This is a genomic window from Streptomyces sp. NPDC088400 (assembly GCF_044753355.1).
GTDB lineage: Bacteria > Actinomycetota > Actinomycetes > Streptomycetales > Streptomycetaceae > Streptomyces.
In genome coordinates this window covers 24,012-44,211 of sequence record NZ_JBIVMZ010000025.1, presented here as the reverse complement: position 1 = coordinate 44,211, position 20,200 = coordinate 24,012, and the positions used below count along the sequence as shown (strand labels likewise).

At 69.7% G+C, this 20,200-nt stretch carries 16 protein-coding genes; 9 read left to right on the top strand and 7 right to left on the bottom strand.

Annotated elements, in window-relative coordinates; all coding sequences use genetic code 11:
- Positions 1–49: 49 nt before the first annotated feature.
- Complete coding sequence (locus tag ACIQD6_RS35515; RefSeq protein WP_401891016.1) at positions 50–1,117, bottom strand: FecCD family ABC transporter permease; 1,068 nt, start codon at positions 1,115–1,117, stop codon at positions 50–52.
- Positions 1,118–1,437: 320 nt separating this feature from the next.
- Here ACIQD6_RS35515 and ACIQD6_RS35510 point away from each other — a divergent pair, with 320 nt between their 5' ends.
- Complete coding sequence (locus ACIQD6_RS35510; protein WP_401891013.1) at positions 1,438–2,664, top strand: alginate lyase family protein; 1,227 nt, start codon at positions 1,438–1,440, stop codon at positions 2,662–2,664.
- An 86-nt stretch (positions 2,665–2,750) separates the two neighbouring features.
- Positions 2,751–4,505 carry a sigma-70 family RNA polymerase sigma factor gene (locus tag ACIQD6_RS35505; protein WP_401891011.1) on the top strand — a complete coding sequence of 585 codons (1,755 nt, stop codon included), beginning with the start codon at positions 2,751–2,753 and terminating at the stop codon, positions 4,503–4,505.
- 15 nt (positions 4,506–4,520) lie between these two features.
- Here the strand turns inward: ACIQD6_RS35505 and ACIQD6_RS35500 are convergent, their stop codons facing one another.
- A complete protein-coding gene (locus tag ACIQD6_RS35500) occupies positions 4,521–5,594 on the bottom strand; it encodes a LacI family DNA-binding transcriptional regulator (protein ID WP_401891009.1) in 1,074 nt (357 codons plus the stop codon).
- A 451-nt stretch (positions 5,595–6,045) separates the two neighbouring features.
- Here ACIQD6_RS35500 and ACIQD6_RS35495 point away from each other — a divergent pair, with 451 nt between their 5' ends.
- Both ACIQD6_RS35495 and ACIQD6_RS35490 read left to right on the top strand, forming a co-directional pair.
- The gene (locus tag ACIQD6_RS35495) at positions 6,046–7,020 is read left to right on the top strand and encodes an aldo/keto reductase (protein WP_401891041.1); all 975 of its coding nucleotides are present in this window, start codon (positions 6,046–6,048) and stop codon (positions 7,018–7,020) included.
- 316 nt (positions 7,021–7,336) lie between these two features.
- On the top strand, positions 7,337–8,581 hold the full coding sequence (locus ACIQD6_RS35490) for an alginate lyase family protein (protein ID WP_401891006.1): 1,245 nt from the start codon (positions 7,337–7,339) through the stop codon (positions 8,579–8,581).
- A 116-nt stretch (positions 8,582–8,697) separates the two neighbouring features.
- Here the strand turns inward: ACIQD6_RS35490 and ACIQD6_RS35485 are convergent, their stop codons facing one another.
- Complete coding sequence (locus ACIQD6_RS35485; RefSeq protein WP_401891004.1) at positions 8,698–9,369, bottom strand: hypothetical protein; 672 nt, start codon at positions 9,367–9,369, stop codon at positions 8,698–8,700.
- Between the two features lie 274 nt (positions 9,370–9,643).
- Here ACIQD6_RS35485 and ACIQD6_RS35480 point away from each other — a divergent pair, with 274 nt between their 5' ends.
- The 3 genes from ACIQD6_RS35480 (at position 9,644) to proP (ending at position 13,131) form a co-directional block, all read left to right on the top strand.
- Positions 9,644–10,849: a cytochrome P450 gene (locus ACIQD6_RS35480; RefSeq protein WP_401891001.1), complete on the top strand. Its 1,206-nt coding sequence runs from the start codon at positions 9,644–9,646 to the stop codon at positions 10,847–10,849.
- Positions 10,850–10,872: 23 nt separating this feature from the next.
- A complete protein-coding gene (locus ACIQD6_RS35475; RefSeq protein ID WP_401890998.1) occupies positions 10,873–11,070 on the top strand; it encodes a ferredoxin in 198 nt (65 codons plus the stop codon).
- Positions 11,071–11,520: 450 nt separating this feature from the next.
- Positions 11,521–13,131 carry a glycine betaine/L-proline transporter ProP gene (gene proP / locus ACIQD6_RS35470; protein ID WP_401890996.1) on the top strand — a complete coding sequence of 537 codons (1,611 nt, stop codon included), beginning with the start codon at positions 11,521–11,523 and terminating at the stop codon, positions 13,129–13,131.
- Between the two features lie 129 nt (positions 13,132–13,260).
- On the opposite strand, the gene ACIQD6_RS35465 is transcribed toward proP, so the two are convergent.
- Positions 13,261–14,667 (bottom strand): cation:dicarboxylate symporter family transporter, encoded by a 1,407-nt coding sequence (locus tag ACIQD6_RS35465; protein ID WP_401890994.1) that lies wholly within the window; start codon positions 14,665–14,667, stop codon positions 13,261–13,263.
- A 376-nt stretch (positions 14,668–15,043) separates the two neighbouring features.
- On the opposite strand from ACIQD6_RS35465, the gene ACIQD6_RS35460 reads away from it, so the two are divergent.
- Positions 15,044–15,886 (top strand): glycoside hydrolase family 16 protein, encoded by an 843-nt coding sequence (locus ACIQD6_RS35460; protein ID WP_401890991.1) that lies wholly within the window; start codon positions 15,044–15,046, stop codon positions 15,884–15,886.
- 69 nt (positions 15,887–15,955) lie between these two features.
- On the opposite strand, the gene ACIQD6_RS35455 is transcribed toward ACIQD6_RS35460, so the two are convergent.
- The 3 genes from ACIQD6_RS35455 to ACIQD6_RS35445 all read right to left on the bottom strand — a co-directional run bounded on the left by ACIQD6_RS35455 (position 15,956) and on the right by ACIQD6_RS35445 (position 18,476).
- Positions 15,956–16,534, bottom strand: coding sequence for a hypothetical protein (locus ACIQD6_RS35455; RefSeq protein WP_401890989.1), 579 nt, complete (start codon positions 16,532–16,534; stop codon positions 15,956–15,958).
- Positions 16,535–16,592: 58 nt separating this feature from the next.
- On the bottom strand, positions 16,593–17,615 hold the full coding sequence (locus ACIQD6_RS35450) for an alpha/beta fold hydrolase (RefSeq protein ID WP_401890986.1): 1,023 nt from the start codon (positions 17,613–17,615) through the stop codon (positions 16,593–16,595).
- A gap of 201 nt (positions 17,616–17,816) precedes the next feature.
- Complete coding sequence (locus ACIQD6_RS35445; RefSeq protein WP_401890984.1) at positions 17,817–18,476, bottom strand: GntR family transcriptional regulator; 660 nt, start codon at positions 18,474–18,476, stop codon at positions 17,817–17,819.
- A gap of 187 nt (positions 18,477–18,663) precedes the next feature.
- Between ACIQD6_RS35445 and ACIQD6_RS35440 the strand changes: the two genes are divergently transcribed.
- The gene (locus tag ACIQD6_RS35440) at positions 18,664–20,196 is read left to right on the top strand and encodes an NCS1 family nucleobase:cation symporter-1 (protein ID WP_401890981.1); all 1,533 of its coding nucleotides are present in this window, start codon (positions 18,664–18,666) and stop codon (positions 20,194–20,196) included.
- Positions 20,197–20,200 lie beyond the last annotated feature (4 nt).

The window sequence follows — 20,200 nt, the reverse complement described above, 5'->3', positions numbered from 1 at the left end:
TTTTCGGTACTGCTCACGGCTTCCTGGGCCACCGACCCTGCCAACTCCCTCACAGCTCGGCCAGGTTGCGACGACGCACCAGGACAATGAAAGGCACGGCGCCCACCACCGCGGTCACGATCCCGACCTGCACCTCGCCGGGCCGGCCGATGAACCGGCCCACGACATCGGACAACAGGATCAGCGAGGGCGCCAGGAGCGCGCTGTACGGCAGGATCCAGCGGTAGTCCGGGCCGGTGATCATCCGGCCCGCGTGCGCGATGACGAGGCCCACGAAACCGATGGGCCCGGCGATCGTGGTGGCCGCGCCGCACAGCAGCACCACGGCGGCGGCCGACACCAGCCGGGCCACGCCCACACGCTGACCCAGCGCACGCGCGATGTCGTCACCCAGGGACAGGGCGTTGAGCTGCGGCCCCAGTGTGAGGGCGAACAGCACGCCCACGGCGATGAACGGCACCGCCTGCCACAGCACTTCGGCATCCCGGCCGGACAGCGAGCCGACCTTCCAGAAGCGGAACCGGTCGAAGACCTGACGGTCTGTCAGCAGGATCGCGGTGGTCAGTGAGGTGAGGATGGCAGTGGTCGCCGCTCCGGCCAGAGCGAGTTTGACGGGTGTGGCGCCCTCCCGGCCCAGCGAACCGACGCTGTACACCAGCACGGCGGCGACGAGCGCGCCGATGAACCCGAACCAGATGTACTGGGACGGAGCCGTGAAACCGAGTACGCCGATCCCGAACACGACGGCCACCGAGGCACCCGAGTTGACGCCGAGGATGCCCGGGTCGGCCAGCGGATTACGGGCGACCCCCTGCATGACCGCTCCGGCGAGTCCCAGCGCGGCTCCCGTCAGCAGGCCCGCGACCGTACGCGGAACGCGCTCCTCCCGTACGACCAGCTGCGCCTTGTCGGACAGGTCCGGGTCGAACACCGCGCGCAGTACGTCGTCCACGGTGATGTGTTCCGAGCCGAACAGCAGGCTCGCCCAGGTCGCGGCGACGAGCACCAGCACCGTCATCAGCAGGCCCACGGCGAGCTGGGGGCGGCTACGGGCCGGGCGGCGGGGCGTGTGCGTGGGGCGGTCCGACGCCTCGTCCGTCAGGGACTCCGCTGTCACGCTCCGCCTGCTCTCGAATGGAGCGCGCCACCGTGCATCTGAACTGCCCTCACTGTGCTTTCCGCGAGCGGGTGCCCGCCGCACGGAGCCCTCTGTTCCTCGTAAAGTAAGGGGAGCCTAACATCGCTGGCCCGCTCTTTTACCACCCCTGTCCAGGAGAAACCGTGATGCCGGACGACGTGACACCGGTCCCTCCGGCCCGGGAGCGCTGACGGCGCGAGAGATTTTTTTCCGCGAGGTTCCGAAGTTTTTGTTATCCGGCCCCGCCCCGCCACGTCTCCCAGAGGAACGCACCCCCCACCGCGACAGGAGCGCATTTCATGGGCCGCGACAACAAGCACAAGATGAGCCGCCGCAGCATGCTGCAGATAGCCGGCGGACTGGCCGTGGCCGGAGCCGCGGGCGGCGTCACCGCCGCCATGACGGGAGACAAGGCCGACGCCGCGCCGGCGACCTTCACCCACCCGGGCATGCTGCACGCCCACGGGGAACTCAACCGGGCCAAGGTCAGGGTCAAAGCGGGCTCCCAGCCCTGGACCGCGGGCTGGGACCGGCTCGTGGCCAACAACCACGCGCAGAGCACCTGGACGCCACGGCCGACCGGGACGATCATCCGCGGTGGCGCCGGCCAGAACTACCCGCAGCTCTACAACGACATCCACGCCGCCTACCAGAACGCGCTGCGCTGGAAGACCGCCGGAACCACCGCGCACGGCGACACCGCCCGGGACATCCTCAACGCCTGGTCGGCCACCCTCACCACACTGACCGGCAACGCCGACCGCTTCCTGGCCGCGGGCATCTACGGCTACCAGTTCGCCAACGCCGCCGAGTTGATGCGCGACTACCCGGGCTTCGACCTGAAGCGGTTCCAGCGGATGCTGCTCGACGTCTTCTACCCGCTGAACGACCAGTTCCTCAAGGGACACAACGACGCCTGCGTCAGCAACTACTGGGCGAACTGGGACCTGTGCACCATGAATTCGATCCTGGCCATCGGCATCCTCTGTGACGACACCGCCAAGTTCGACCAGGCCGTCGACTACTTCAAGAACGGCGAGGGAAACGGCTCCATCAAGAACGCCGTCCCCTTCCTCCACCCCGACGGCCTCGGCCAGTGGCAGGAGAGCGGACGGGACCAGGGCCACACCGTGATGGGCATCGGCCTGATGGGCGCCTTCTGCGAGATGGCCTGGAACCAGGGCGTCGACCTGTACGGGTACGACGACAACCGGTTCATGAAGGGCGCCGAATACGTCGCCAGGTACAACCTCGGCCACAGTGTGCCGTTCACCACCTACATCTGGGGCACCGGCACCAACTGCGCCCGCCGGGAGCAGACCGAGGTCTCCCCGGCCGGCCGCGGCCAGCTCCGCCCGGTGTGGGAGCTGCTCCACAACCACTACGCCAAGCGCCGTCGGCTTTCCGTCCCCCACATCACGGCGAGCGCGGCGGCGGTACGCCCCGAAGGGGGCGGCGGCGACTTCGGCTCCACCAGCGGCGGCTTCGACCAACTCGGCTTCGGCACACTGCTCTACTCCCGCTGAACGGACCGAATCTCTGTTGTCCGGACACGGGCCCGGCCCTCCCCTGTCCGGCATGATCGAGTGAGGGCGCGAGGTACGGAGCAGGTGTGGACGACCGTCAACGGCGAAGCAGAGTCACCGCGGCGCAGGCCGGGGACCAACAGGCGCTGGGCGACCTCATATCGGAACACCTGCCCCTGATATACAACGTCGTGGGGCGTGCGCTGGCCGGCCACGCGGACGTCGACGACGTCGTACAGGAGACGATGCTCCGTGCCGTCCACGGCATCGAGGGACTCCGTGACCCCGGCAGCTTCCGGTCCTGGCTGGTCGCGATCGCCATGCGGCAGGTACGGGACCGGGCCCGCGCCCGGGCGACCGCGCCGGCGCGCGGCACCGGGCCGCTCACGGCGGAGCGCGAACCGGCCGACCCCGGCTCCGACTTCGTGGACCTCACCGTCCTGCGGCTCGGTCTGGACGGACAGCGCAAGGAGGTCGCCCAGGCGACCCGCTGGCTCGACGCCGACGACCGGGAACTGCTCGCACTGTGGTGGCAGGAGGTCGCGGGGGAGCTGACCCGCCGCGAACTGGCCGAGACCCAGGGACTGACCAGGCAGCACGCCGCCGTCCGCGTGCAGCGCATGAAGGCACAGCTGGAAACGGCGCGCGGGGTCGTCCGCGCGCTGGACGCCGACCCGCGCTGCCGAGGGCTGGCCGGCCTCCTCCTCGGCTGGGACGGCCGGCCCGGCTCCGTATGGCGCAAGCGGATCGCCCGGCACCTGCGGGACTGCTCCGCGTGCGGCGGCAGCCGGCCCGGTCTGGTGCCGGCGGAACGGCTGCTGGCCGGGCTCGCCCTCGTGCCGCTGCCGGCCGGATTCGCCCTGCACGCCCTGCCGGGGCTGCTCGGTGGGGGAGGGGCCGCCGCCATGTCACCCGTGGCGCTGGCCACCGACCCCGGCGGGTGGCCGGCGCAGCTGGCACGGACCGTGCTGGACCTGATCACCAAACCGGCCGTCGCGGCGACCGCCGGAGTGACCCTGGTCGCCGGGGGCGCCTACGTGGTGCGGGACCAGGACCGGCAGCCCCCGCAGGCCGCGCCCACGACGACCGCCACCCCCACCTCCGGGCCGCGTTCGGAATCTCCCGCGCCCACGCCGTCCAGGACCGCCGCCCCCTCACCGACCGTCTCCCCGTCACCCTCGCCCCGGCCCGCACCGCCGCCCGGGTACGGATCCACCGTGGACACCGCGGACCCCGCACCCGATCCGCTCCGGGCCCCGGGCCCGTTGCCCCGCCGCCCCGAGAACGGGTTCCGCAGCTCGGCCGGTGCCAAGGCGGTGATGGTGCACAACGGCGACACGGTGACGCTCAGCGGCAGCGGATACTTCCTGGTCCGCTGGCAGATCATGCCCGGCCAACGCTCCGGCGCGCTCACCATGCCCACCTGGACCGGCCTGCGGGGAAAGCTCTTCCACGCCGCCTCGGGCGGCGGCAAACGGATGGACGACGAGCAGCCGGGCCAGGAGGGGGACGGCCCGCACACCGCGATGGGCAGCCCGGCCACCGGCTTCGCCGTCCTGCCCGCCGGGGCCCAGCAGATGTGGCAGAACGAGTACTTCCACGTCGACGGCTCCGTCACGCTCCACCAGAACGAGAGCCAGGCCGACTACAACCTCATCGTCATGCCGGCCACCTGGGAGTCGGTGACACAGGACATCCAGCAGGCACCGGGTCCGGGCGGCCCGCTGCGCCACGGGCTGGTACGCGACACCGGAACCGACACCGCGCCGGTCCCGCAGTACCTCACCCGCGCGAAACCGCCGAATCCCGGCGACGTCCCGCAGCACTCGGAGGTCGACTAGCGTGCTGAACAGGGCCTAAGGCCGGCTCCGGCCGGGCGGCGGGGCGGAGTCCCGTACGACGACATGGGTGCCCAGCATGACGTGCTGGGCACCGGTGTACCGGTCGCGGTCGAGCGCGAGACGGACCGCGGTGCGCCCCAGCTCATCCTGCGGCACATGCACCGTGGTCAGCGCGGGAAAGAGGTCGGAGGCGAGCGGGATGTCGTCGTACCCCACGAGCGCCACGTCCTCGGGGACCCGCAGGCCCGCCGCGCGCAGTTCGTGCAGGGCGCCGGCCGCCACGACATCGGTGGCCGCCATGACCGCGGTGAACCCGGCTTCCCGGTCGAGGAGTTCACGTACCGCCCGGCGACCGTACTCCCGGCTGAACTCTCCCGGCAGAATCAGCGCCGGATCCGGTACGAGCCCGTACGCCTGGTGGGCACGGGTGAAGCCGGTGATGCGCTGACTGCTCGTCACCAGCCCCTGGATCGCGCCGAGATAGGCGATCCGGCGGTGACCGGAGGCCAGCAGATGGCTGGTCGCCGCGTACGCCCCGCCCTCGTTGTCGTACTCCACGACGGTGGCGGGGGCGTCGGCGGCGGCCAGCGGCGGCCGGCCGACCAGCACCAGCCGCGACCCCGAGCGGTCCAACGCGCGGGCGTAGTGGGCCAGCCGCCCCTCGTACTCCTCGTTCTCCCACGCCCCGCCGACGACGATGACCGCGTCGGCGTTCTGCTCCCGCATGAGCTCGATGATCAGGAAAACCTGCTCCGGCTCGGCGTCCGTCGTGCAGAGCATGCACAGCCGGCCCTCGGCCTTGGCCTGCTGCTCGACACCGCGCCCGATATGGGCGTAGAAGGCGCCGGTGACATCGTCGACCAGGAAGGCGACCGCCTTGGTGGCGCCGCCCGACAGCGCCCTCGCCTGGGCGTTGACGACATAGTCGAGTTCGCGCATCGCGCGCAGCACCCTGGTCCGGGTGGCGGAAGCCACCGGATACGTGCCGCCGAGAACCCGGGAGACGGTCGCGGGAGACACCCCCGCGCGTGCGGCGACATCCCGTACCGTCGCGCGTTCTGCGTGGTCGGATGTCGGTTTCCTGCCCAATTCAGCTACTCTCCCACGCCACACACCCGACAGTGCGCCCACGATAGCGCCAGGTGCCGCACGTCAGCCGGTCGCGGCGGGTGTGAGGAGAGGAAAGGCGTCGCCGAACGGCTCACCTCGATAAGGCCCGCGATACGGCCCGAGGCCACCGCCGAGCCGGACGTCCGGCCCTCGTGCTTCTCTCAACTCGCGCGCTTTATCCGCTGGTACGACACCAGGGCCCTCACTAGTATCTGCGGGTCACGCACATGGAAGGGCGGGGGGCCGGGGATCGTATGCACGGACAACGGCGACCACCGGGAACGGCCCGGCAGCGGCCTGGAAACCGACGACGGGCCGCTGACTCACCCGCGCGCCCGCATCGACGGGCGGCGCCCGGCCTTGACAACGAAAGCAGGAGAGTACGTTGAAGAAACCGCCCTATCTCGCCGCGGACAGTCGCTACGCCGATATGCGGTACGAGCGCAGTGGCCGCAGCGGAGTGCGGCTGCCGGTGGTCTCCCTCGGCCTGTGGCACAACTTCGGTGACACCGCTCCGCTGGAGAACCAGCGCGCGGTGCTGCGCCACGCCTTCGACCGGGGCGTCGCCCACTTCGATCTCGCCAACAACTACGGCCCGCCGCACGGCAGCGCCGAGGCGAACTTCGGCACGATCTACACGCAGGACTTCCGCCCGTACCGCGACGAGCTGTTCATCTCGACCAAGGCGGGCAACGACATGTGGCCCGGCCCGTACGGTGAGTTCGGATCGCGGAAGCATCTGCTGGCCGGCCTCGACCAGTCGCTGGCCCGGATGGCGCTCGACTACGTCGATGTCTTCTACTCCCACCGCTACGACCCCGACACTCCGCTCGAAGAGACGATGGGGGCGCTGGACTCGGCCGTACGACAGGGCAAGGCCCTGTACGCCGGCCTCTCCAACTACCCGCCGGAGCAGATGCGGCAGGGGGCCGAGATTCTCAAGGGCCTCGGCACCCCGCTGCTGATCAACCAGCACGCGTACAACATGCTGAACCGCGAGATCGAGCACAACGGCCTGATCGCCGCCTCCGCCGAGGTGGGCGCCGGGGTCATCGCGTACTCACCGCTCGCTCAGGGGCAGTTGACGGACCGCTACCTCAATGGGGTGCCCGCCGACTCGCGGATGGCCGTCGGCCACTTCCTCAAGCGGGACGCGCTCAGCGACGAGAAGCTCACGCTGCTGCACGCGCTGAACAAGGCTGCGGGGGAGCGCGGCCAGACGCTGGCGCAGCTGGCGCTGGGCTGGGTGCTGCGCGACGCGCGTGTCACCTCGGTGGTGATCGGCGCCAGCAGTGTCAGGCAGCTGGAGCAGAACCTCGACGTGCTGGACGCGGCGCCACTCGATGAGCGGGAACTTGCCCGTATCGAGGGCCTGTTGGCCGACTTCGAGGCATCCCAGGCGTAGCTGCGGTACGGGCGGCGGCGACGAGACACCCGCCGAGCCCGCCGTCCGGTCCGGTGGCCCTTCCGCATGACTTCCGCGCGGGAGGGCCACCGGCATGTGTGCGCGACCGGCCCGAGCGAAACTTTCGGTTTCGGTGTCCGCCGAAGACACCGCGGTGATGTTCCGGCACCATGGATACCGGTTTCCATCCCCCACGGCGCGCACCCGGGACACCGTCCGGCCGCACAGGGACGGCGGCCGATCCCCTGTCGCACAACCGCGCGCCCTCACTGGATCCGAGTCGTCGGACGCCCGCCCGATCGGAGAGAAGATCTCAATGAGCCGCAGCAGTACGAGCCGCAGCAGTACACACGGAATGAGCCGTCGCGGAATACTGAAGGCCGCGTCAGGTGCCGCCCTGACCGGGACGGTGGGCGGACTCGCCACGGTCGCCGCCGGCGGCTCCGCCCAGGCCGCCCCCGCCGTCTTCACCCACCCGGGCATGATGAACGCCTTCGGCGAACTCAACCGGGCGAAGGTACGGGTGGCCGCCGGGAACGACCCCTGGCTGGCCGGCTGGAACCGGCTGACCGCCAACGCGCACGCGCAGTCGGGATGGAAGGCCAGGCCCCAGGCCACGGTCATCCGCGGCGGCACCGGCGAGAACTACGGGACCCTGTACAACGACATCCACGCCGCCTACCAGAACGCGCTGCGCTGGAAGATCGGCGGGACCGGCGCTCACGGAGACACGGCCCGGGACATCCTCAACGCCTGGTCGGCCACCCTCACCACGGTCACCGGCAACGCCGACCGGTTCCTCGCCGCCGGGATCTACGGCTGGCAGTTCGCCCAGGCCGCCGAACTGATGCGCGGCTACTCCGGGTTCGACCTCGACCGCTTCCGGCGGATGATGGTGAATGTGTTCTACCCGCTCAACAACCAGTTCCTCAACCAGCACAACGACGCCTGCATCACCAACTACTGGGCCAACTGGGACCTGTGCAACATGGCCTCGATCATGGCCATCGGCATTCTCGACGACGACGGCGCCAAGTACGACCAGGCCGTGAACTACTTCAAGAACGGCGCGGGCAACGGCGCGGTCCAGAAGGCGATCCCCTTCCTCCACAACGACCAGGGACTCGCCCAGTGGCAGGAGTCCGGCCGCGACCAGGGGCACACCATGATGGGCATGGGCCAGATGGGCGCCATCTGCGAAATGGCCTGGAGCCAGGGGGACGACCTGTACGGCTACGACGGCAACCGCTTCATGAAAGCCGCCCAGTACGTCGCCAAGTACAACCTGGGCCAGGACGTCCCGTTCACCAAGTACACCTGGGGCAGCGGCCAGAACTGCGCGTACAACGAACACACCGCGGTCTCCTCCGCGAGCCGGGGCCAGACACGGCCCGTGTGGGACATGCTGCACTACCACTACGCGCGCCGCCGCGGGCTGTCCGTCCCGTACATCACGGCCATGGCCGAACTCGGCCGTGCCGAGGGAGGCGGCGGGGACTACGGCTCGACCAGCGGCGGCTTCGACCAACTGGGCTTCGGCACCCTGCTGTACGCCAAGTAGCCGGACGGCGCTGGTGTGGTGTGCGGGAGCGCCGGAATTCCCACGCTCCCGCGCACCACCCGGCGCGAGGTGCCCCTCGAAGGTGACGGTCAACTCCCGTTGACAGCACGGGCGGTTCAGAGCACGTCCGCCAGCGGGCCCCGCAACCGCTCCCGGACGTGCAGCGCCGTCCGCGCGGCATCCCGCCCGCCGACGTCCACGACCACCACGTTCCACGGTGTTGTCGCCAGCAGACCAAGGCTCAGTTCCGTTTCGCGGCGCAGGTGGTCGGCCGCCGACGCCAGATCGCCGACGGTACGTGTCCCGGGGGAGCCGCTCAGTCTGCCGACGTACCAGTCCGCCCATCCCGGACCTTCCCGCTCGACCGCGCGGCGCAGCGCGGTCCCGGGGTCGTCCCGCAGGTACACCACGGTCACCCGGGTCGGCTCGACGGCCTCCGACACGTCACGTACGACCTGGGCGATCGCCGTTTCGTCGTGTCCCCAGGCCACCAAGGACGGGATGTACGGGAGCAGGGCGTCCGCCACCACCACATCCACACCGTCCGCTCGGGTCTGTTCGGCGTAGATCCGGGTGGCGTCCACCAGCGTCCCGGGCCGCACACTGCCACTGCCGTCGGCGAACTCCCCGGCCACGGCGCGGAACGCGGCGCGGGTGAGGATGTCCGCCTCCCGGAAGTGGTCGACGACAGCCCCGCTCTCGCCGATCCAGCGCGCCAGCTCGTCGCAGAGGGTCGACTTGCCCACGCCGGGACTGCTGCCCACCACGGAGATCAAATGCTGTGTCATGGGAGCAGCCCCGCACGGGGCGAGGGCTGCTCGGTCGGTGAGGCGGGACCGTAACGGCAAACGCCACGCACGAGTGTGCGGGCGGCAGCGGTCGGCATTCGGCCAATGTGGAATCGTCCCTTGTCTCCCCTTCCATCCCCACGCAGAGCGAGTTAGCGTGACGGTGAGTTAATTGCTTTTGTTAGGTAACTCGTATGCCCAGCCACTCCCGTCCGCCCGGCTGGCCCTCTCCCGCGGAACCTCGCCTGCCGTCCAGCGCGAAGGAGACCCTCCGGTGACTGTCACCGAACACATCCCGCACCTCAACGCGCCTGCCACCCGGGGCAGTTGCCCCTTCGCCCCGCCGCCCGCGTACGAGCAGGCACGCGAGGAGTCCCCCATCGCCCGGGTGACGCTGTGGGACGGCTCCCAGTGCTGGCTGATCACCCGTTACGAGGACGTCCGGGCGGTCCTGGGCGACGCGAGGATCAGTTCCGACGCCACCCGGCCCGGATTCCCCTTCCTCAGCGCCGGCCGCAAGAAGGTCGCGGCGCTTTCGGGGCCGGGCAGCTTCATCAGGATGGACGACCCGGCCCACGCCCGGCTGCGCCGCATGCTCACCGCCGACTTCATGGTCAAGAGGATCGAAGCGATGCGCCCCGAGATCCAGCGCATCACCGATGACCTGCTGGACCGTATGACCGAGGGCCGCACCTCCGCGGACCTGGTGTCGGAGTTCGCGCTGCCGCTGCCGTCCCTGGTGATCTGCCGGTTGCTGGGCGTGCCCTACGAGGACCACGCGTACTTCCAGGCGCGCAGCCACGTCCTGTTGGACGAACGCTCGACGCCGGAGGAGATGAGCGAGGCCATGGACGACCTCGGCGAGTATCTGAGCCGGCTGGCGAAGGAGAAGGAACGCGAACCGGACGACGGCATCATCAGCCGGCTGATGGCCCGGGGTGAGCTCAGCTCCGCCGACGCGGCTTCCATGGGGCGGCTGTTGCTGATCGCCGGACATGAGACCACCGCGAACATGACCGCCCTGTCGGTGCTCAGCCTGCTGCGCGAACCGGACCAGCTGGCCCGGCTGCGGGAGGATCCCTCGCTGATCAAGGGCGCGGTGGAGGAACTGCTGCGTTACCTGAGCATCGTGCACATGGGGCTGCCCCGCGCCGTCACCGAGGACATCACCGTGGGCGGCCGGACCCTCCGCGCGGGAGAGGGGGTGCTGTGCGTCGTCAACGTGGCCAACCGGGACGAGGACGTCTTCCCCGCCGCGGCGGACCTCGACGTGGAACGTGACGCGCGCCGCCACGTCGCGTTCGGCTTCGGCGTCCACCAGTGTCTCGGCCAGCCTCTCGCCCGTGTCGAGCTGCAAGTGGCCCTGGAAACAGTCGTCCGCCGCCTGCCGGGGCTGCGGCTCACCGTGCCCTTCGAGGACATCCGTTTCCGGGACGACATGCTCGTGTACGGAGTCCACGCGCTCCCGGTCGCCTGGTGACCGCCGACGAGGGGAGGGGAATCGTGCGCGTCGACCTGGATCAGGACAAGTGCTGTGGAGCGGGCCAGTGCGTCCTCACGGCCCCCGAGGTCTTCGATCAGCGCGACGACGACGGAATCGCGTTCGTCCTCACCGAGCGGCCGCCGGCCGCACTGCACGAGCGGGTACGGGAGGCCGCGCTCCTCTGCCCGGCGGGCGCGATCCAACTGGCGCCGGAGTGAGCCGAATCCGTCGGGCCACCCCGCTGACGGCGCCTCAACCGCCCAGGCCCGATGAGCGGATCATTCGGGAAAGCCCCTGAACCGTGCCGCCCTCATGAGGTGCCGGACCGCTCGCCCCTTGTGAGGTACCGCACCGCTCGTCGGCTCCGTCCGCCCGGTCGCCACACGTTAAAGGGAACCTCAATAGACGGTAAATCCCGCACAGGGCCGCCCAGGAACGCCTTCCGGGGAATTCCGTGCGCGCATCCCGGAACCCTGAAGCAGTCGCCGGAACACCTCGGCGACCAGGCCTGACGGCCGATCGATCCAGGGCGGGGAGTAGCGCAATCCCGCCTGGGTATGCGAACCGCCGGCCGGGACCGACACGCGGTTCCCGGCGCTGTTCACATCGATATGGATCAGGCAGGGGAATAATGCGTCACGCCAATTCCGCCCTGCGGACGGGATGAAATGAGGACTGGACCCCGGAAGCGCTCGGCCCCACGGCGGGGCAGGCCACCAGACGTCGGAGGAAATACCGCCAGCGACCGTCTGCTCCGCATTCTGGTACGCCGGCGCAAACAGTCGCTGAGCGCCGAGGATGTGACGATCACAGACAAGCCCGAAGTGCGCCGGGCGGTGTCCGCGGCAGCGCTGGGCAACACCATGGAGTGGTTCGACTTCGGGGTATACGCCTATCTGGCAGGCACCCTGGGAGAAGTCTTCTTCCCGTCGAGTTCGCCCGCGACCCAGGTCGTATCCGCTTTCGCGACCTTCGCCGCGGCATTTCTCGTCCGGCCGCTCGGCGGACTGGTATTCGGCCCGCTCGGCGACCGTATCGGCCGTAAACGCGTACTCGCCGCCACCATGATCATGATGGCGATCAGTACCTTCGCCGTCGGTTTCCTGCCGGGTTACGCCACCATCGGCTTCGCCGCGCCCGTCCTGCTGCTCGTCTGCCGTCTCGTACAGGGCTTCTCCACCGGCGGTGAGTACGCCGGCGCCACCACGTACATCGCCGAGTACGCACCGGACAAGCGGCGCGGATTCCTGGGCAGTTGGCTCGACTTCGGCACCTTCGTCGGCTATTCGCTCGGCTCGGGCATCGTCACCGTACTCACGGCCGCCCTCGGTGAGGACGGCATGGTGGACTGGGGCTGGCGGATCCCGTTCCTGATCGCCGGGCCGCTGGGCCTGATCGGCCTGTACATGCGGCTACGGCTGGAGGAGACCCCGGCCTTCCAGCGGGAGGCCGAACAGGCCCGGCGCGAGGCGGACGAGGCCGGCGGCGACGAGGACCCGACGGAGGCGGCCCGGCAGTCCGGCAAGGGGCGGCTGAAGGAGATCTTCACCCAGCACTGGGAGGCCGTGCTGATCTGCATGGGCCTGGTACTGCTCTACAACGTCACCAACTACATGGTGACCTCGTACCTGCCCACCTTCATGACCGAGACCCTCGGCCAGGACGCGCTCACCGCCCAGTTGCTGGTGCTCGGCACGATGATCGTGGTGGTGCTCACCATCACGATCGTGGGCCGTACGTCCGACCGTTGGGGCCGTCGGCCCGTCTTCATGGCGGGCAGCGTCGCGCTGGTCGTGCTGGCCGTGCCCGCCGTGCTCCTCATCCGGGCCGGTGGCATCCTGCTGCCCGCCTTCGGCTGTCTGATCCTCGGACTGCTGCTGGTGTGCTTCGCCGGTACGTCGGCGTCCACCCTGCCCGCGCTCTTCCCCACCCGGCTGCGCTACGGAGCCCTGTCGATCTCCTTCAACATCTCCGTGTCCCTCTTCGGCGGCACGACACCGCTGTTCGTCTCCGGCCTGGTGGAGCTGACCGGCAGTGAGATGGTTCCCGCGTACTACCTGATGGCCGCGGGAGTCATCGGCTTCATCGCCACGTTCTTCCTGCACGAGACGGCCGGCAAGCCGCTGCGGGGATCGGGACCGATGGTGGAGAGCACCGAACAGGCGCAGGCGCTGGTCACGGACAGCCGTGTCGAGGCCAGGCGCCGGGCCCGCGACGTCTGGATCCGGCTGCGGCACCCGTGGGCACGGCACGACGACAAAGAGGAGCAAGGACGGTGACGCGCGCGGGATCGCGCTCGTACCGGACGTGAACGACCCCGCGCCGGGTGCCGACGGTGGCACCCGGCGCGGGGTCGTTCACGGAGTGTGCCCCGCCCAATGCCCGGGGAACGTACGGCGGTTGGCCGTTCAGCGATCGGCGGACACGGAGGCCGACTCCGGGGGCGTCCCGGCGCCGGGGGACTTCGTGAGGGCGGCAGGCTCTCCGGCGGCGGGAGTCGCGGGCGGTTCGGGGGCGTCGGAGTCCGCCTGCCCGGCGAGCACCCGCTTGGCCTTCGCCGTGTCCAGCGCGCCCTCCCACCGCGAGACGGCGAAGACCGCGACGCAGTTGCCGAGCAGGTTGGTGACGACCCGCATCGAGTCCATGATCCGGTCCACACCGAGCAGCAGGGCGACCGCTCCGGCCGGGATGACGCCGAGCGCCGAGGCCGTCGCGGACAGCGCGAGGAACGCCGAACCGGGCACGCCCGCCATGCCCTTGCTGGTGAGCATCAGCACGAGCACCACCGTGATCTGCTGGCCGATGCTCAGATGCACGTCCACGGCCTGCGCGATGAACAGGGTGCCGATGGAGAGGTAGATCGACGCGCCGTCGAGGTTGAACGAGTACCCGGTGGGCAGCACGAGCCCGACCGCGTCGTCCCGGCAGCCCGCCGCCCGCAGTTTCTGCATCATGCGCGGCATGACGGTCTCGCTGGAAGCGGTCCCGAGAGCGAGCAGCAACTCCTCGCGGGTGTAACGGACGAACTTCCACAGGCTCAGCCCGGTGACGGCCTTGAGCGCGACGGCGAGCAGCACCAGGAACAGCATCGCGACGCCGTAACAGACCGCGATCAGTTCGCCGTACGTCCTCAGAGCTCCGAGGCCGTACTCGCCGACCAGGTGGGCGGCGGCGCCGAAGACGGCGAGCGGTGCGAGCCGCATGACGAACCCGACGACCGCGAAGACGACCTCCTGCGCCTGCTCGATGGCCGGGAGGATGGCCGGCACCTTCGTCTTCCCCAGGTGCAGCACGGCCGCGCCGACCAGGCAGGCCAGCACCAGGACTTGGAGCAGCGAGTTCTCCGCGAAGGCGCCGATGGCACTGTCCGGCAGGGCGTCCAGGATGAACTGCGTCGTCGACGGCAGCTGCCCGCCCTCGGTCTTGCCGTCCACGGCGGAGGCGTCGAGCGAGGCCGGGTCGACATGCATGCCTGTGCCGGGGCTGGTCAGGTTGGCGGCCAGCAGCCCGACGAGCAGCGCCAGTGTGGTGGCCACCTCGAACCAGATCAGCGCCTTGAGACCGATCCGCCCGAACGCCTTGAGGTCACCGGCTTTGGCGATGCCCGCCACGACGACGCAGAAGACGAGCGGGGCGATCATCGCCTTGATGAGCCGGATGAAGCCGTCGCCGAGCGGCTGAACGGCCGTCCCGACGTCCGGCCACAGCCGGCCCACCGTGATTCCGAGCACCAGGGCGCAGACGACCTGCGTGAACAGCGAGGTACGCAGCAGCCTGGCAGCGCGCCGGGCCAGAGATGGGGCCACCTGCGGCACAGTTACTCCTCCAGTCAAAGGTTCTGTCATGCGGAAGATGTTTTCCGACCCGCGCCACTATGGACGGAAGAGAATTTCCGGAGAAGTGCTCCGTGTTACAGGCAGGAAAAAAGTGGGGCCCGTCGAGCGGCTGACGGGGTGGGGCGGGCGGCCCGTGCGGCCGACTTCCGCCGTTGACATGTACGTTACTAAACGCAATATTGAGAGCGCTCTCAAGCGCTCTCAGACGCTCGTAGGCACTCTCAGTCGTCGTAACCGCGTGAACGGTGTGAAGGGGAACAGAACCATGTGGGACACCAGCCGTCCGAGGCAGACGCCCGCGAGACACCGGCCCGCCAGATGGCTCGTTCGCGCCACTCCACTGGCCGCGGCCGTGATGACCCTCGTCCTGGGCGCCTCGTCCGCCGTGGCCGCCCCGGTGACCGAGGAATGGACGGGTAGTTCGCCGTACTTCAGCCAGACGTCGGCCTCCGGGGGCACGGCACGCGCCGTGTCCGCGACCGGAGCCAACGACGGCAAGGCCCTGGAGCTCCGGCTCAACGCCCGCCCCGGTGCCGGCCCCGGCAGGGGTGTGGAGATCTCCAGCAACAGCGCCACCTACCAGTACGGCACCTACGGCACCCGCATCAAGACGGCGGACTGCACCGGGCTGGGCCGGGTGGGAGTCGTCACCGGTACGTTCACGTACTCCACCGACCACTCGGACGCCAACGGCAACGGCCTGCCGGACAACGACGAGATCGACGTCGAGGTGCTCTGCGCGCAGCCGAACGTGGTCTGGCTCACGCTGTGGACCGACTACAACGACGCCAACGCCGCGGTACGGAAGATCTCCCGCGCGATCGACATGCGTACCGGCCGGGTGCTGTACAACTGCTACGTCGAACAGCTGGGCGGCGACTGCCGGCCCGAGCAGGCCGGGGAGAACAGCCCCGCGAGCGTCACGCCCGTGCCCGGCTTCGACTCCTCGACCCAGTTCCGCACCTTCATGTTCGACTGGCAGGCGAACCGGGTGACCTTCTGGAGCTACGACAACAACGGCAACAAGATCACGCTGTGGGACTACAGCGGCCCGACCGCGCGTATCCCGCACAAGCCGTCGGCCTTCATGCAGAACGTCTGGCACACCGGCGACTGGGACCCGCTGGACGGCCCGGCGCACGATCAGCCCCAGGTGGCCGTCCCGGCCTTCGTCGACTCCACCACCCTGCCGCGCTGACAAGCCGGCCGCCGCCCGGCCGCGTCCGTGGGACGTTCGTGGCGGCGGTCGACTGCCCGGCGGCGGTGGTCACTTGCTCAGCGCGTTCGCTCCCACGATGCACAGCCCGAGCAGCATGTCCACGCCGCCCGCCCGGCAGGATGCCGCCCAGCCGCGTCCCGCGACGCGCGACGCCCACAACCCCCAACCGAACAGCGCCACCGTGTTGAGGGTCAGGGCGACATCGATCGCCGTGTCCTCGTCCCACCAGCCCGCGTACGCGCCGAGCAGCAGCGCCACGGTCGGGAGCACGGCGGTCACCAGCGGCCATTCGGTCAGCACCGACCGTACGGTGGCGGCCGTGACAGGGGCGCTGTCGGCGGTCTGGTGGACGATGGCATGGGCATAGCCGTGGGCGGCGGCCGATGCCACCGCCGCCAGCAGCACCCATACCGCGTCGTACCCGGGATCATTCGGCCCGCCGTCGTGCCCCAGGGCCGCCGCGAGGACACTGGCGAGCACCGTGCCGTACACACCGCCGAACAGCAGCCGCTGCAACGGTCCGGCGAACCGGCCAGGGGGCGCGGGCACAGGGGTACGGGGGTTGTCGGGCACGGCGCCGCCTCCCAGGACGAAGAGATCATTCCGCTCCGGGAGATGTAACCGCATGCCGGGAGGATCCTCGCGGACCTACGCCGACCTGACGGCGCCTCTTCGAAGACCGTGGCTACGCCCGGAGCCAGTCGGCCAGGAGCCGGTTGACCTCATCGGGGCGCTCCTGCTGGATCCAGTGCCCACAGCCTTCGAGGATGTGCGAGGAGACCAGGCCGGGCAGGGTGGTGGGATAGCTCTTGATGGCGTCGGCCATCCACATGGTGGAGGCGTCGCGGTCCCCGCCGATGAACAGCGAGCGCTGAGTGACAGGCGCCCCGTCCCACGCGGCGAGATCCTCCCAGTCCCGGTCGACGTTGCGGTAGCGGTTGAGCGCTCCCGTCAGGCCTGTGCGCTCGAACTCGTCGGCGTAGAAGTCGAGTTCGGCCTCGGACAGCCAGGAGGGCAGGACTCCGCGGGGGAAACGGCCGGAGAGCTTTCCACCCGCGGGGACGGTGAAGATGCTGCCGTTGTCGGCCGGCGGGGGCGCGTCGCCCGAGATCCCCGCATAGAACCCCGCCAGCCACGCGCGGACATCGGTCTCGATCTCCGCCTCGGCCCGGCCCGGTTCCTGGAAGTAGCTGACGTAGAACTCCTCGCCCCCGCCGACGTGGGCGAACGCCTCGGTCGGCCGCGGACCGCCCCTGGGCGCGTAGGGGACGCTGAGCAGCGCCACGGAGGTGAAGACGTCGGGCCGGAGCAGCGCCGAGTTGGCGGCGATGGGGGAGCCCCAGTCGTGCCCCACGATCGTCGCGGTCTGTTCGCCGAGGGCCCGCACGACTCCGACGTTGTCGGCGACATGCGCCAGCATCCGGTACGCCTCCACCTCGCGGGGCTTCGACGAACGTCCGTAGCCGCGCACGTCGATGGCGACCGCGCGAAAGCCCGCCGCCGCTATCGCCGGGAGCTGGTGGCGCCACGAGTACCAGGACTCGGGGAAGCCGTGGACCAGGAGGACCAGGGGGCCCGTGCCCTGTTCCGCCACATGGATACGGCCGCCGGGAACCTCCACCAGCCGGTGCTTCACATCCAGTGCCGGGGCGGACGCCCGCACCCGGTCGGCCTCGGGGTGCCCGGACGAAGGCGTGGGCTGAGACATGCATCCTCCTCGATGATCCCAACGGCGGTCATGCCGGTGGTGTGCGGCGGCGGGCCAACTGTCCACCCGTACGCGTGATGCCGCGACCAGTGCCCGCGACATCGCGGCGGGCTCACCGTGATCATTCGCCGACGGGCACCTCAAGGACAAGAATCTTTGCCGGTACGGCAAACCGACGCGCCCGCGCCGCCCTCGTGTCCTTTACGGCAGAGGCGTGTCGTCGCCGAAGAGGCGGCGGAAGGTGGCGCGGTGGTTGGCCCGTACGTGCGCGAGGGCGCTCGCGCGCGCCCGCTCGGCGTCGCCGGAGGCGATGGCCTCGTACAAGGCTCTGTGTTCGTCGAGGAGTCTGGGCCACTGTTCGTTGCGCCGGTTGAGCCAGCGCAGCCGTCCCTCGACCGGTTCCATGACGGAGATGAGCAGGCTGTTGCCCGCCATGGCCAGGACGCGGTCGTGGAAGCGGATGTTGATGTCGGTGATCCGCTCGGCGTCCAGGGTCCGGGTGGCGGCCTCGGCGTGATCGAGGAGGTCCGCCAGCTCGGCGAGGCTGTCGTGGCTCGCGCGGTCGGCGGCCAGTCCGGCGGCGTAGACCTCCAAGGCCTCACGGAGCCCGAAGAGTTCATCGACATCGGCGGGGGTGAGCCGGCGCACCACCGTACGGCGCGGGGTCTCGAACAGGACGAAGCCTTCGGCGACCAGCGCCCGGATGGCCTCGCGCACCGGGACGCGCGAGACCCCGAAACGGTCGGCGAGTTCGCGCTCGACGAGTCGGTCACCGGGGCGCAGCAGCCCGGCGATGATGTCCTGCCGCAGTGCGGCGAGCACGCGCGCGCGTACGGCCCCGAGCGGTTCGGCGGTGGTCATGTCTCCCATGATCCCCGACCCGGCAGGTGTTTTACCGAGCTGTAACGGCCGGGACATGGCGTGCGGTGCTCGGAGGGCGGACCATAATGTCGCGCTTGGTATACCAAACAAGCGCGTGTCGCCGAGCCGTGCCGTACAACCGCCCCGCGCAAGCGCCCCGTTCTCCGTCCCCTCACCGGGAGGCTCCGTGTCCCTCGCAGACCGTGCCGAAGCCGTCGGCACCACCGTGTCCGTTCCCGATCCCCGGCTCACCAACGAAGACCTGGCCCCCGCGGGAACCCGCAAATGGAAGGTCTTCGACCTCTTCGCGCTGTGGATGTCCGACGTCCACAACCTCGGCAACTACACCTTCGCCGCCGGGCTCCTGGTGCTCGGCATGAACGTCTGGCAGATCTTCACCTCCCTCCTCGTCGGCTTCGTCCTCATCTACGTCGGGATGAACCTGATGGGCCGCGTCGGCCAACGGCACGGCGTCCCCTTCCCCGTGGTCAGCCGCATCAGCTTCGGGATCTGGGGGGCCAACGTCCCCGCCCTGATCCGCGCCGTGATCGCCATCATGTGGTACGGAATACAGACCTATCTGGCCTCCGTCGCCGTCAACGTGATGCTGCTGGCGGCGATACCGGACCTGGCCTCCTGGACGGAGCACTCCTTCCTGGGGCTCGACGCCCTCGGCTGGACCTCGTTCCTCGTTCTCTGGGTCGTCCAGGCGCTGATCATCAGCCGCGGCATGGAATCGGTCCGTAAGTTCCAGGACTTCTGCGGTCCCGCGATCTGGCTGGTGATGATCGTGCTCGCCGTGTGGATCCTCTCCAAGGCAGGCTGGACGATATCGCTCACGTCCACTCCGCACCCGGTCTCCACCGGGGAGCAGTTCCGCCAGTGGTTCGGCGCGATCGGCCTGATTCTCGCGACCTACGGGACGCTCATGCTCAACTTCTGCGACTTCTCGCGCTTCGCGCCCGACTACCGCACCGTCAAGCGCGGCAACTTCTGGGGCCTGCCCATCAACTCGACGGCGTTCGTCATCGTTTCCGTCATCGTCACCGCCGGGTCCATCGAGGTCTTCGGGGAGGCGATCACCGACCCCGCCCTGCTCGTCGCGAAGGTCGGCAACACGTGGGTACTGGTGCTGGGCGCGCTCACCTTCGCCATCGCCACCATGGGCGTCAACATCGTCGCCAACTTCGTCTCACCCGCGTACGACCTGGCCAATGTCTGGCCGCAGAAGATCACCTTCAGGATCGGCGGAATGATCAGCACCGTCGCCGCGCTGCTGGTCACCCCCTGGAACCTCTACTCCAACCCCGACGTCGTCAACTACTTCCTCGGCGGTCTCGGCGCCTTCCTCGGCCCGCTGTTCGGCGTGATCATCGTCGACTACTACTGGGTGAAGCGCGGCCGCGTCGACGTCGACCAGCTCTTCGACGCGCGGCCGGAGTCCCGCTACTACTACCGGAAGGGCTTCAACCCCAAGGCGCTCTGGGCGTTCCTGCCGACCGCCCTCGTCGCCGCCATGTTCGCGCTCGTACCGTACTTCGGTGCCATCGCGCCGTACTCCTGGTTCATCGGCACGGTCGCGGCCGCCGCCCTCTACTCGGCCCTCTGCCGGGGCGAACGCGCGCAAGCCGTCGCCGACGAAACCCAAGCCGTCGCCGACGAAACCCAAGCCGTCGCCGACAAAACCCAAGCCGTCGCCGACAAAACCGCGGAGGCCTGATCGG